Origin of the sequence: Nitrospira sp. (assembly GCA_016873435.1) — a bacterium.
Taxonomy (GTDB): Bacteria; Nitrospirota; Nitrospiria; order Nitrospirales; family Nitrospiraceae; genus VGXF01.
The window spans coordinates 64,502-77,611 of sequence record VGXF01000005.1; the positions used below are offsets into that span (position 1 = coordinate 64,502).

Below are 13,110 nucleotides of genomic sequence, written 5' to 3' on the forward strand. Positions count from 1 at the left end.
CGCATCCTAACATGGCCAAAATTTCTCGGGCAACAGGCCTTCCATGTATTACTAAGGGTCGTTCACAAGGCCCTCTCGCACGACTGCAGGGCGGTCGGTGACTGTGACGTACGTTTTAGGTGCACTGCGGGGGAGACGGACAACTGAAAACAACGCTGAACGCCTTTTTTAGCGATCTACGAGTGATGGGGTTCGAACAGGCCTAATTGCAGCTCTTCCGCCTTAGAAAACGGAATCGGGTACTGTTCGGTGAAGCAGGCGCTGCAATATTGAGGAGCATGCCCGGGCGACACAGCCAGCATGCCGTCGAGGCTCAGATAGGCTAGCGTGTCGGCCGTGATGTATTTTTTGATTTCCTGAAGCTTGTGGTCAGAGGCGATAAGCTCCTTCTTGCTCGGCGTGTCGATGCCATAGAAACAGGGCGAGATAATTGGTGGAGAACTGATCCGCATATGGACTTCCTTGGCGCCTGCGTGGCGGATCATTTTGACGATCTTTCGGCTCGTCGTCCCACGCACAAGTGAATCGTCCACCACAACCACCCGCTTCCCCTTTAGCACGTCGGGTACGGCGTTTAGCTTCACCTTCACGCCAAAGTGGCGGATCTGCTGCTCCGGTTCGATGAAGGTCCGGCCGACGTAGTGGTTACGGATCAGGCCAGTCTCGAAGGGAATCCCCGCCCCCTCAGAAAATCCCAGCGCGGCGGGGACACCGGAGTCCGGCACGGCAATGACGATGTCGGCCTGCACCTTTGATTCCTTGGCCAGTTGCCGGCCGTAGGCTTTCCGCGTCGCGTAGACCGTGTTGTTGCCGTAAATCTTGCTGTCCGGTCTCGCGAAGTAGACGTACTCGAACACGCACATGGCCTCACGCGTGTGGGTGAAGGGCCTGAGCGAGGTCACGCCGCGATGGTCAAGCATGACCAATTCACCCGGCGCGACATCCCGCACGTATTCCCCGCCGATCAGGTCGAGAGCGCAAGTTTCCGACGCCACGACCCAACTCCCCTTTACCTGCCCAAGGCAGAGCGGCCGCAGCCCATAGGAGTCGCGCGCCGCAATCACGCCCTGTTCCGTCAGAATGACTACCGAGAAAGCACCCCGGACTTGGCTCAGCGCGTCCACGATGCGCGCGAGCAGCGTATCCGCACGCGAATGGGCGATCAGGTGAATGATGACTTCGCTGTCTGTCGTGGATTGGAAAATCGCGCCATAAGCTTCCAGCTCGTTGCGGAGCATGGGGGCATTGATCAAATTGCCGTTATGCGCGAGCGCCATGTTACCAAAGGCGAAATTAACCGTCAGTGGCTGCACATTCTTGAGCCCGCCGCCGCCTGCCGTCGAATAGCGGTTGTGGCCGATCGCCGCGTGCCCATGCAGGCGCTTGATCGCTGACTTGGTATAGATATCGGCGACGAGCCCCAGGCCCTTTTCAACGTGGAAATGTTCGCCATCCGTCGCGGCGATACCGGAGCCTTCCTGCCCGCGATGCTGCAGCGCGTAGAGGCCGAGGTAAGCGATGTTGGCTGCCTCCTTGTGGCCGTAGATGCCGAAGACAGCGCATTCGTCGTGAAACTTGTCGGGGGTAATGAATTGCGGCCGCGCGGTGCGCGACGTGGGGCGCTGGACCATCGGAAGCTCTTTACGGGTGCGGCTCATGCCCCTGACTTCCTTACGCCTGATTAAGCGTGCGCTCGAGACTGTTGGCCCACCGGTCATGAATTGTACCCAGTTCGACGTCGATTCGGCAACCGGCTTGCTGTTTCCCGGCGTCCACTTCAATTGCCAGCCGATTGCCGCCGACCATACCGATTCGTGTAGCCGGGACACCAGCTGTCTGTGCGGCTGTCAAAACCTGGCCGGCATGTTCCGGTTTGACCGATAGAACGATCCGTGACTGGCTCTCACCGAACAGCAGTGCATCACGCCGGGTACGCCCGGCTGGAAGCTGCACGGTTGCGCCGAGCGGCTGCTCGCCCGACACGCAGCACTCGGCTAGCGCCACGGCTAGACCGCCATCCGAGCAATCGTGCGCGGACTGCACAAGCCCGTCGCGAATCAGCTTCAATGTACAGGCCTGCAAGGCTTTCTCGACGTCCAGGTCGAGCGCCGGGGGCTCGCCTTGCTCACGATGGTGGATGACACGCAGATACTCCGTCCCGCCTAAATCCTCTTTGGTTTCCCCCAGCAGGATAATGACATCGCCCTTGTGCTTGAACCACTGGGTCATGATTTTGCCGGCATCCTCGATCAGCCCGACCATGCCGAGGATCGGTGTGGGAGAGATGTTCAGTCCGTTCGTTTCGTTGTAGAAGCTCACGTTACCGCTCACGACCGGCACGTTCAAAACGTTGCAGGCGTCGGCAATGCCCTCAACCGCCAGAATGAACTGCCACATCACGTCGGGCCGCTCCGGGTTGCCAAAATTCAGACAGTCCGTGGCGCCGATCGGTTCAGCGCCCGAACAGACGAGATTGCGCGCGGCCTCTGCCACCGCAATCATTCCCCCAATATAAGGATGCAGGACGCAGTACCGCCCATTGCAGTCCGCCGTGATCGCCACCGCCCGTTTCGTCCCCTTAATGCGCAGCACCGCCGCATCGGAGCCGGGCCGCACCATCGTGTTTGTGCGGACCATGTGATCGTATTGCCGGTAGATCCATTGCTTGCTCGCGATGGTCGGCGCGCTTAACAAAGCGAGCAGCGTCGCGGCGTAATCTTTCGGCTCCAGCAACGCATCAATGTTGAGCGCCTGGAGCAATTCCTGATAGGCCGGGGGGGCATTGGGGCGCTCGTATTTCGGGCCCTCCTCGGCCAACGACTTGGCCGGAATCTCCGCCACGACCTTACCTTGATCCATCACACGCAGAATGCCGTCACCTGTCACACGCCCGACCACGGCACAGTCCAAATCCCACTTGCGGCAGATGCGGAGGACCTCTTCCTCCTTGCCCTGTTTCGCTACCATGAGCATGCGCTCCTGCGATTCGGAGAGCATCAGTTCATAGGGCGCCATGCCCGGCTCGCGCCGGGGCACGTGCGTGAGGTCCAACTCCAGGCCGTTGCCCGCACGCGAGGCCATTTCACAGGACGAGCTGGTCAATCCGGCCGCCCCCATGTCCTGAATGCCGACCAGCAGATCCGTGGACATCAATTCAAGGCAGGCTTCGAGCAACAGCTTTTCTGTGAAGGGATCCCCTACCTGTACCGTCGGCCGTTTCGCATCGGATTTGTCGTCAAAAGAATCTGAGGCCATCGTGGCCCCGTGAATTCCGTCGCGGCCCGTTTTCGAACCGACATAGAGCACCGGATTGCCAACGCCCGCCGCCGTGCCCCTAAAGAGCTTATCCTTCTTTGCGATACCGAGGCAGAAGACATTCACCAGCGGATTGTTCGCGTAGATTTCGTTGAAGACCGTCTCGCCACCCACCGTCGGCACGCCCATGCAATTCCCGTAGGCAGAAATTCCTGCAACAACGCCTTTTAAGAGATGCCGGGTCTTTGGCTGCTCCAACAAACCGAAGCGCAGCGAGTCCAGCAGCGCGATCGGCCGCGCGCCCATCGTAAAGATATCGCGCAGAATTCCGCCGACGCCCGTCGCCGCGCCCTGGTAGGGCTCAATGAACGAGGGATGGTTGTGCGATTCCATTTTGAACACCGCGCAGAGCCCGTCGCCGATGTCCACCGCACCAGCGTTCTCGCCCGGCCCCTGCACCACCCGCGGGCCAGTCGTTGGCAGCTTCTTCAGATGAATGCGCGAACTTTTGTAGGAACAGTGCTCCGACCACATGACCGAGAAGATGCCGAGTTCGGTCAAGTTCGGCTCCCGGCCGAGAATCTCGACAATCTTCTTGTACTCATCATCGGTCAGATTATGCTGCTTGATGATGTCGTTGGTAACGGTCGGGCTAGACGGCTTCATTTCCCCAAACTTTCTTCCTCAATTGCGCAACCTTGAAAAAGGTGGCTGCGATGTGACGCTTAAGAACCGGCAGACGCTTGGTCACTACCCGCCAGACAATATGAGATCGAGACCAAAGTATTCATGGATGCAAATCTGTCTGCGCGCCGGGATCTACTCCCCGGGAACCCCAATCAATAGAATCTGCGCACCGCCAGACTGAGTCGTCGATTTTTCCCATAACCCTCGCCGAAACACGCTGATAGATGCCTGTGCACATCACGCCCCACCCGTCTTAACTTTTGCCTTCGTGAGCGCATCCAAAATGGAGAGGAAGATCCATCGGCCATCGTCGTTGCCCAGTGCGTCCTCAGCGCTGCGCTCGGGATGCGGCATCATGCCTAACACATTCCCCTCGGCGTTACGGATGCCCGCGATGTTGTTGAGCGAGCCGTTGGGATTACTCTCCGCCGTCACCAGGCCATCCGGGGTGCAGTACCGAAATACAATCTGCGCGTTGGCCTGGAGGGCTGCGAGTGTAACGGGATCAGCGTAGTAGTTGCCCTCTGCATGGGCGATGGGAATCTTAAGCACCTGCCCCGATTCGCAGCGGCCCGTAAACGGCGTAGCAGCGTTCTCGACTTTGACATGCACGTCTTTACAAATAAATGCGAGCGAGCGGTTCCGCAACATGACCCCGGGCAGTAGCCCCGCCTCCAAGAGAATCTGGAAGCCGTTGCAGATGCCGATGACCATCCCGCCTTCCTTGGCAAACTGCTGGACCGCCATCATCACCGGAGAAAACCGCGCAATAGCCCCGGTGCGAAGATAGTCGCCATAGGAAAATCCGCCAGGGAGAATGACCGCGTCCAATCCGCGTAGCGAGGTCTCCTTGTGCCAGACTGGCGTGACCTGCTCGCCCAAGACGTCGGAGATGACGTGGATGCAGTCGTGATCACAGTTGGAGCCAGGAAAAACGACGACGCCGAAGTTCATAAGGCTGTAACGGGTGACACGTGACGCGTAACAAGCAAATTCAATGAACTCTCGCCCCTAACTTAGCTCGAACCGATATTCCTCAATAATAGTATTCGCTAGCAATTTTTCGCACATGGACTTCACTTCGGCCTCAGCCTTAGTCTTGTCCTTTTCGTTTACATCCAGCTCGAGGTATTTGCCCATGCGAACGTTGCCAGCGTTTTTGAAGCCCAGCGCCTCCAGCGCATGTTCAATGGCCTTGCCCTGTGGGTCCAGAATGCCCGACTTCAGCGTGACATAAATTTTCGCTTTCACCATGACATCCTCGTATTGACGGCTTCCTACTGGCGATCGATGTACTTGCGAATCCAGATGATGGCACCAATAGTTGCCACGCCGCCGATTGAAAGCGCGACAAATGCCCACCGCCAGGGCGAATCGTCGAGACGATAGGCCATCAGGCCGACGGCTCCGGCCCAAACCAACACCGATGCCACCAGGCCGTAGTGCAAAAACCATTGGAGAAGACGCTTCACTGTTTTATCCTTAGGCTATGGGCTATCGGCCATAAGCGATGAATGAGGATAAGGCCATCTGAAACTCTTCCCCGCAGCCCAGTGCCTATAGCGTAGGGCCTGTATTGCATACCCAATGCCTACCCGCCGCACACGCGGCGGAGCACTTCCTGGTAGGCTTCTTCGATCTTGCCCATATCCTTGCGGAATCGGTCCTTATCCATGACATCGCCGGTCTTGGCATCCCAGATGCGGCAGGTGTCAGGAGAAATCTCATCCGCGAGGATCAGCTTGTTGTGGTGGATGCCGAACTCCAGCTTGAAGTCCACCAGCACCATCCCGCGATCCTTGAAGAAGGGCTGGAGCACCGCGTTGACGCGCCGCGCCTGCTGTTTGATGTCCTCAACAACCGACGGCGTGGCCAGCTTAAGCAGGCGCACATGCTCCTCAGCAATCAGCGGATCGCCGAGCGCGTCGTTCTTGAAGTAAAACTCAACAACCGCCGGCTCGATCTTCTCCCCCTCCGTCAATCCTAGCCGCTTCGCAAGGCTGCCCGCCACGATGTTCCGCACGACCACCTCGATGGGCACAATAGCGACTTTCTTTGTGATCATCTCGCGGTCGCTGAGCCGCTCAATGAAATGGGTTTGCACGCCCTGCTCTTCGAGTAACTGGAACAGGCGCGAGGCTACCTTGTTGTTGACCACGCCCTTATCCACGATCGTGCCGCGCTTCTGCGCGTTGAACGCCGTTGCATCGTCCTTGAAATACTGAACAACGTGGTCGGACTTCTCCGTTGCAAAAACCTTCTTCGCTTTCCCTTCGTAGAGGAGCGCCCCCTTATTCATGCGCTTTCCCGCTGAACACACGCTTGAAAATCTTGTCCACATGACGCAGATAATACGCCGGATCGAAGCAGGCCTGAATCTGCGATGCTTTGAGGTGTCTCGAGATGAGCGGATCCTTGCTAACCAGATCGTGGAACCCGGCCCGCCCCTTCCATGCCGACATCGCGCAGCGCTGCACGGCCTCGTAGGCCTCCTTGCGCTGGGCGCCCTTCTCCACCAGCGCCAACAGCAGCCGCTGCGAGTAGACCAGCCCGCCGGTCAGCTCGAGATTCTGCTTCATCCGCTTCGGATAGACGATGAGGTTGCGGATGAGGTCCGTGATCCGTACCAGCATGTAATCCATCAGAATGGTGCTGTCCGGCATGACGACGCGTTCAACGGAGGAATGACTGATGTCCCGCTCATGCCAGAGCGCGACGTTTTCCATCGCCGCGAGGCTACTGGCCCGCACCAGGCGTGCGAGACCGCAGAGATTTTCCGACGCGATCGGGTTGCGCTTGTGCGGCATGGCCGAGGAGCCCTTCTGCCCTTCCGAGAAAAATTCCTCTGCTTCCAGCACCTCGGTCCGCTGAAGATGTCGGATTTCGGTCGCAAATTTTTCGATGCTCCCCGCCAGCAGCGCCAGCGCGGAGACGTAGACCGCATGCCGATCTCGTTGCACGATCTGATTGGATACCGGATCGACCTGCAAGCCGAGTTTCTTGCAAACGAACTCCTCCACCTCTGGCCCCAGGTGTGCGAAGGTGCCCATGGCGCCCGAAAGCTTACCAATGGCGATTTCCTTGCGCACGGCGCGCAGCCGGGCGCAATGTCGCTTTGCCTCCTCGTACCAGATGGCCAGTTTGAAGCCGAACGAGACCGGCTCGCCATGGATGCCGTGTGAGCGGCCGACCATGATCGTGTCGCGATGCTCGAAGGCGCGCTTCTTCAGCACAGCAAGCAGTACCTCCAGATCGAGCAGAATGAGGTCGAGCGCCTCGCCCATCTGGACGGCAAGCGACGTGTCCACGATGTCAGACGAGGTCAGGCCCGTGTGTAGATAGCGGACGTCCCTGCCGACTGGCTTGGCAAGCGATTCAAGAAAGGCGATGACGTCGTGTTTGGTAACTTTTTCGATCTCGGCGATACGATCCGGGTCAATCTTCGCGCGCTTGCGGATGCGCGAGGCCGTACCACGCGGTACCTGCCCGGATTTTTCCAGTGCTTCGCAGGCAAGCAGCTCGACCTCTAGCCAGATTTCGTACTTGCGCCGCAGATCCCAAACGGCTTTCATCCGTGGCAAGGTATAGCGTTCGATCACTTGCCCGCCTCCGCCAGTTCGGCGCGCTTGCCTTCCAGCCGCGGATCGTCCCTCAACACTTTATCGAGAATGCCATTCACGAATTTTCTGGTTTCATCGTCGGCGAATTGCTTGGCCAACTCGATCGCCTCGCTCACCGTCACCTTGGCTGGCACATCTGGAAGCCAGAGCAGTTCGTAGAGGCCCATGCGAAGAATGCTCCGGTCCACGATCGGCATGCGCGGCACTTTCCAGTTGGTCGCCAGCTTGCCAATGAGCGCATCGAGTTCCTTCTGACGATCCATCACGCCCTCGACAAGCTGCTCGGCAAACTCGCGGACTTCCGGCACGGCGGGATGCTGAGTCCAGTAATCGGCCAGCCAATGCTCGGTCGAATGGTGAATATCCCACTGAAAAAGCAGCTGAAGCGCGCAGATGCGGGACTGGCGGCGGGTACCCATCACCAGCTCCCGTGAGACAGGATCATTTCCTAGCCTTCTTTGTGGCTGGATGCGCTGGCGTCTTGGCAGCTGCACCGGGCTTTCTGCTCTGTCTGAGCAACTGCCGCATCAGATTGGCCATCTGGATGGCGGTGCGGGCCGCTTCCGAACCGCGGTTATGCTCCGGCTCAGCGGACCGTTCGAGCGCCTGCTTGCCGGTATCCGTCGTGAGCACGCCGAAAATGACCGGCACCGCCACCTCCATCGCTGCCCGCGCAATGCCCCGGCTCGTTTCCGCCGCGATGACCTCAAAATGCGGCGTCTCTCCCCGAATGATCGCGCCCAAACAGATAATCGCATCGTATCGGCCGGACTTCCCCAGTTCGCGGGCTACGAGCGGAATCTCGTAGGACCCAGGTACATGAGCCACGTCGATATCGTCCTGGCTGGCACCGGCCTCGACCAATACGTCCGCTGCCCCTGCCAGTAAACGGCTGGTAACGAATTCGTTGTACTTGCTGACGACGATGCCGAAGCGGCAACCTGCCGCGTTCAATTCGCCTTCGAATGTTCTCATGGGAACCATACGATTCTTAGACCTTGTTCAACAGATGCCCTAATTTATTCTTTTTAGTCCGCAGATATTTTTCATTCGCGGGCCGGGGCGCCACCTCGATCGGCAGCCGCTCCACCACTTTCAGCCCGTACCCTTCGATGCCGACGATCTTGCGCGGATTGTTGGTCATCAGCCTGATCTGTCGCAGTCCCAGATTGGCGAGAATCTGCGCACCGATGCCGTAGTCCCGCAAGTCCGGCTTGAAGCCGAGCTTGAGATTGGCCTCGACCGTGTCGTGCCCCTCGTCCTGCAGCTTGTAGGCCTTCAGCTTGTTGATAAGGCCGATGCCCCGCCCCTCCTGGTTGAGATAGAGCAGGACCCCGCGGCCTTCCTTCTGAATCATCTCGAGCGCCCGGTGCAGCTGATCGCGGCAGTCGCAGCGTAGCGAGCCGAACACATCGGCAGTGAGACAGCCGGAATGGACTCTGACCGGTATGGGATCGTTCGGACTGACCCGCCCCTTCACCAGTGCGACGTGCGTACCGCCGTCCACCTCGTTTTCGAAAACGATCGCTTCGAAGTCACCGAAAGTCGTTGGCAAATGCGCCTCAGCCACGCGCTTCACGAAAGTTTCTCGGCGCATGCGATATTCGATGAGCGCTTTGATCGTCACCATTGCCAGCTTGTGTTGCTTGGCGAAGACGCCCAGCTCGGGCACACGGGCCATGGTGCCGTCCTCGTTCATGATCTCGCAGATCACGCCAGCGGGCGCCAATCCGGCCAGCCGCGCCAAATCCACCGAGCCTTCCGTCTGCCCGGCGCGCCGGAGAACGCCGCCCGTCTGCGCCTTGAGCGGAAAAATGTGGCCCGGTCGCGCGAGATCGCCCGGTATGCACTTCGGATCGATAGCGGTGCGGATGGTTGTCGCCCGGTCGGCGGCGGAAATGCCAGTTGTGGTATTGTGACGCGCGTCGATCGAGACCGTGAAGGCTGTGCCAAACGTGGCGGTGTTTTCCGGTGCCTGCGGCGGGAGCTGCAACTGCTCCACCCGCTCGGGCGTCAGCGCAAGGCAGATCAATCCGCGCGCATGCTTGGCCATGAAATTGATCGCGGTGGGCGTGACCTTGTCGGCCGCCATCACCAGATCCCCCTCGTTCTCGCGGTCCTCGTCGTCGACGAGAATCACGAAACGACCCTTCTTGATTTCCTTGATCGCGTCTTCGATCGTATTGAACGGTGATGCCATCTGCCTGTCCGGTTAGTGGAAGGGAAGAGCTTGATAAGTGCTTAATATATAAAACTTTTTGAGCTTGGCTGTCAACGCGTTTATAATCACCAGATTCATATGGCGAAGCGCGCGCGCAAACTTCAACGCAATACAGACGAGGTCGAGGAACCGCTGGTCCCCGTCACGCCGGAACTGGTGAACGAACCAGCCGATGGAGGGGCGGCGGACCGCGAGCCGGACGATGCGGAGACTCGCCTAACGAGCGACGTATCGACGTCGGTTGTCCCGGTCACGACGCTGCAGAAATATCTTGCCGAAATCCGCCGTTATCCTTTTCTCTCAAAGGAAGAAGAGCTGCAACTCTTCCGGCAATACCGTGAGGGGAGCCGCGAGGCGGCGGTCAAGCTGATCCTCGCCAATCTACGCGTCTCCGTCGCCATTTCCACGGAGTATCTGCGCAGCGGCGCCGACCACATGGACCTGATCCAGGAGGGCAACGTCGGCCTGATGCAGGCCATCAAGAAATTTGACCCGGCGAAGAACGTCCGCTTCTACGCTTATGCGGCTTGGTGGGTCCGCGCCTACATTCTCCGCTATCTCCTGAGCACTTACCGACTGGTTAAGGTCGGCACGACGCAGGACCAGCGTAAGCTCTTCTACAATCTGCGCAAGGAAAAGGAGAAACTGGAGCGTCAGGGCTTCGTGCCTGACGCGAAACTCCTGGCAGATCGGCTCCACGTCAGCGAGCGCGACGTGGTCGAGATGGACCAGCGCATGGGTAGCTGGGAGGTGTCGCTCGACCAGCCGCTGACCCAGGACAGCGACAGCGGCACCCTAATGGACATCCTGCCCTCGCAGGAGGCGGCGCCCGATGAGCAAATCGCGAGCTTCGAGCTGCGCCGCCTGTTCCATCAGAAGCTTGCCGAATTCAGCCAGACGCTCAACGAGCGGGACGAGGACATCCTCCGCAACCGCATCCTGTCCGAAACGCCGGTCACGCTTGAGGATATGGGACAGAAATACGGTATCACCAAGGAACGAACCCGCCAGTTGGAAGCGCGCCTCATCAGCCGCCTGCGCGACTTCATCAAAAAAGACGTGGCTGATTTTCACAGCCTGCGCTGAGAACAGTAAACCATTAAAAATCAATGGCTTACGATTTTACTTAACCCGCCTGTCCGCAGAAAGAAAACCTCGGCCCTCCCCTTGACTTGCAAGAGGAAAGCACTATCTGTCTGGGTGCATGTTGTGATAGATTCGTCCGTTCTGAACGCATCACACAATAACAGCAGGCCCTAAATCACCAGTAAGGAGGAGCAGCGTTATGTCATCGGCGACGAAGGATAAGAAGGACTCTAAGGCCGCTAAGGGCTTCCAGCCTCTAGGCGACCGCGTGTTTGTCACCTACACCGAAGAAATGGAGCGCACGGCGGGCGGCATTTATGTGCCGGACTCGGCAAAGGAAAAGCCGCAGCGTGGCGTGGTGCAGGCCGTCGGCAAGAAGGTCGAGCACGTGAAAGTCGGTGACCAAGTGCTGTTCGACAAGTATTCCGGCAGCAAGCTCCGCATCGACGACGAAGACTGCCTGATCCTGAAGGAAGAGGACATCCTGGGCATCTTCTCCCACTAATAACCCAACTACGGCAACTCGTTCTGTAAGGAGGAAGAATCCAATGGCAAAGCAACTGTTGTATAGCGAACAGGCCCGCGCGTCGATCCTGAAGGGGGTCAACCAGCTGGCCGACGCCGTCAAGGCGACGTTGGGCCCCAAAGGCCGCAACGCGATTCTGGACAAGAAGTTCGGCGCCCCGACCATCACCAAGGACGGTGTGACGGTCGCGAAGGAAGTTGAGCTTAAGAACCCCTACGAAAACATGGGCGCCCAGCTCGTTCGCGAAGTCGCCAGCAAGACTAGCGACACGGCGGGCGACGGCACGACCACCGCGACGGTCCTGGCGCAGGCCATCTACCGCGAGGGCGCCAAGAACATTACGGCGGGCGGCAACCCGATGGAGATCAAGCGCGGCATCGATCGCGCGGTCGAAGCCGTCGTGGTGGAACTCAAGAAGCTCAGCAAGCCCTGCCAGGCCAAGACAGAGATTTCTCAGGTCGGCACGATCTCGGCCAACAACGACAAAACCATCGGTGACCTGATCGCCGAGGCGATGGAGAAGGTTGGCAAGGATGGTGTCATCACCGTCGAGGAAGCCAAGTCCATGACGACCTCGCTGGACGTGGTCGAGGGCATGCAGTTCGACCGCGGATACATCTCCCCCTATTTCGTCACCAACGCCGAGCGGATGGAAGCCTCCGTTGAGGAGCCACTCATTCTCATCAATGAAAAGAAAGTTAGCAGCATGAAGGACCTCCTGCCCCTGCTCGAGCAGGTGGCCAAGATGGGTCGTCCGCTGGTGATCATTGCTGAAGAAGTCGAAGGCGAAGCGCTAGCGACCCTGGTGGTCAACAAGCTGCGCGGCACGCTGAACGTGGCGGCCGTAAAAGCGCCGGGCTTCGGTGACCGCCGCAAAGCCATGCTGGAGGACATCGCAATCCTCACCGGCGGCCAGGTGATCTCTGAGGATCTCGGCCTCAAGCTTGAGAACGTGAAGCTCACGGACCTCGGCCGCGCCAAGCGCGTGACGATCGATAAGGACAACACCACGATCGTCGAGGGGCATGGTGATTCTAAGAAAATTGAGGCCCGCGTGAAGCAGATCAAAGCCCAGATCCAGGAGACGACCTCCGACTATGACCGGGAGAAGCTCCAGGAGCGGCTAGCCAAGATCGTCGGTGGCGTGGCGGTCATCAACGTGGGCGCCGCGACCGAGACTGAGATGAAGGAGAAGAAGGCCCGCGTGGAAGACGCGCTGCACGCCACCAAGGCAGCCGTCGAAGAAGGCATCGTTCCGGGCGGTGGCGTGGCACTACTGCGCTGCGTCCAGGCACTTGACAACCTCAAGGGTGTCCCGGCCGAACAGCAGGTCGGTGTCAACATCGTGAAGCGGGCGCTCGAGGAGCCGATCCGTCAGATCGTCCAGAACGCCGGCATGGAGGGTTCTGTCGTGGTGGACAAAGTCCGTCAGGAAAAGAGCCCCGGCCATGGCTTCAACGCCGCGAACGAAGAGTACGTGGACATGCTGAAGGCCGGCATCATCGACCCAACAAAGGTGACGCGCTGCGCACTGCAAAATGCAGCCAGCGTCGCAGGCCTGATGCTGACGACCGAGGTCATGATCACCGATCTGCCGGAAGAGAAGAAAGAACCGGCGATGGGCGGCCATGGGCACAACCACGGCATGGAGGGCATGTACTAGCCCGCGGCGGTCTCTAGCTTAAAGTACGCAGAGAGCCGGGCAGCATACGCTG

13 protein-coding genes are annotated in these 13,110 nt (G+C 59.0%); 3 read left to right on the top strand and 10 right to left on the bottom strand.

Annotation, left to right across the window (positions count from 1 at the left end; genetic code table 11):
• Positions 1-176: 176 nt before the first annotated feature.
• The 10 genes from FJ248_04700 to FJ248_04745 all read right to left on the bottom strand — a co-directional run bounded on the left by FJ248_04700 (position 177) and on the right by FJ248_04745 (position 9,762).
• On the bottom strand, positions 177-1,631 hold the full coding sequence (locus FJ248_04700; GenBank protein MBM4120181.1) for an amidophosphoribosyltransferase: 1,455 nt from the start codon (positions 1,629-1,631) through the stop codon (positions 177-179).
• 40 nt (positions 1,632-1,671) lie between these two features.
• Positions 1,672-3,921, bottom strand: a complete 2,250-nt coding sequence (gene purL, locus FJ248_04705) for a phosphoribosylformylglycinamidine synthase subunit PurL (protein ID MBM4120182.1) — start codon at positions 3,919-3,921, stop codon at positions 1,672-1,674.
• Positions 3,922-4,179: 258 nt separating this feature from the next.
• Entirely contained in the window at positions 4,180-4,896 is a 717-nt protein-coding gene (gene purQ / locus FJ248_04710) for a phosphoribosylformylglycinamidine synthase subunit PurQ (protein ID MBM4120183.1), read from the bottom strand.
• Between the two features lie 57 nt (positions 4,897-4,953).
• On the bottom strand, positions 4,954-5,196 hold the full coding sequence (gene purS, locus FJ248_04715) for a phosphoribosylformylglycinamidine synthase subunit PurS (GenBank protein ID MBM4120184.1): 243 nt from the start codon (positions 5,194-5,196) through the stop codon (positions 4,954-4,956).
• A 23-nt stretch (positions 5,197-5,219) separates the two neighbouring features.
• Entirely contained in the window at positions 5,220-5,414 is a 195-nt protein-coding gene (locus tag FJ248_04720; protein MBM4120185.1) for a hypothetical protein, read from the bottom strand.
• Positions 5,415-5,533: 119 nt separating this feature from the next.
• Positions 5,534-6,241, bottom strand: a complete 708-nt coding sequence (locus FJ248_04725; GenBank protein MBM4120186.1) for a phosphoribosylaminoimidazolesuccinocarboxamide synthase — start codon at positions 6,239-6,241, stop codon at positions 5,534-5,536.
• Positions 6,234-7,541, bottom strand: a complete 1,308-nt coding sequence (locus FJ248_04730; GenBank protein ID MBM4120187.1) for an adenylosuccinate lyase — start codon at positions 7,539-7,541, stop codon at positions 6,234-6,236. The genes FJ248_04725 and FJ248_04730 overlap by 8 nt, the downstream gene beginning before the upstream one ends.
• Positions 7,538-7,981, bottom strand: coding sequence for a transcription antitermination factor NusB (gene nusB / locus FJ248_04735; protein MBM4120188.1), 444 nt, complete (start codon positions 7,979-7,981; stop codon positions 7,538-7,540). The genes FJ248_04730 and nusB overlap by 4 nt, the downstream gene beginning before the upstream one ends.
• A 22-nt stretch (positions 7,982-8,003) precedes the next feature.
• A complete protein-coding gene (locus tag FJ248_04740) occupies positions 8,004-8,537 on the bottom strand; it encodes a 6,7-dimethyl-8-ribityllumazine synthase (protein ID MBM4120189.1) in 534 nt (177 codons plus the stop codon).
• A gap of 16 nt (positions 8,538-8,553) precedes the next feature.
• Positions 8,554-9,762 carry a bifunctional 3,4-dihydroxy-2-butanone-4-phosphate synthase/GTP cyclohydrolase II gene (locus tag FJ248_04745; GenBank protein ID MBM4120190.1) on the bottom strand — a complete coding sequence of 403 codons (1,209 nt, stop codon included), beginning with the start codon at positions 9,760-9,762 and terminating at the stop codon, positions 8,554-8,556.
• Between the two features lie 99 nt (positions 9,763-9,861).
• Between FJ248_04745 and FJ248_04750 the strand changes: the two genes are divergently transcribed.
• The 3 genes from FJ248_04750 to groL all read left to right on the top strand — a co-directional run bounded on the left by FJ248_04750 (position 9,862) and on the right by groL (position 13,058).
• On the top strand, positions 9,862-10,869 hold the full coding sequence (locus FJ248_04750) for a sigma-70 family RNA polymerase sigma factor (GenBank protein MBM4120191.1): 1,008 nt from the start codon (positions 9,862-9,864) through the stop codon (positions 10,867-10,869).
• 199 nt (positions 10,870-11,068) lie between these two features.
• The gene (locus FJ248_04755; protein MBM4120192.1) at positions 11,069-11,374 is read left to right on the top strand and encodes a co-chaperone GroES; all 306 of its coding nucleotides are present in this window, start codon (positions 11,069-11,071) and stop codon (positions 11,372-11,374) included.
• Positions 11,375-11,417: 43 nt separating this feature from the next.
• A complete protein-coding gene (gene groL / locus FJ248_04760; protein ID MBM4120193.1) occupies positions 11,418-13,058 on the top strand; it encodes a chaperonin GroEL in 1,641 nt (546 codons plus the stop codon).
• Positions 13,059-13,110 lie beyond the last annotated feature (52 nt).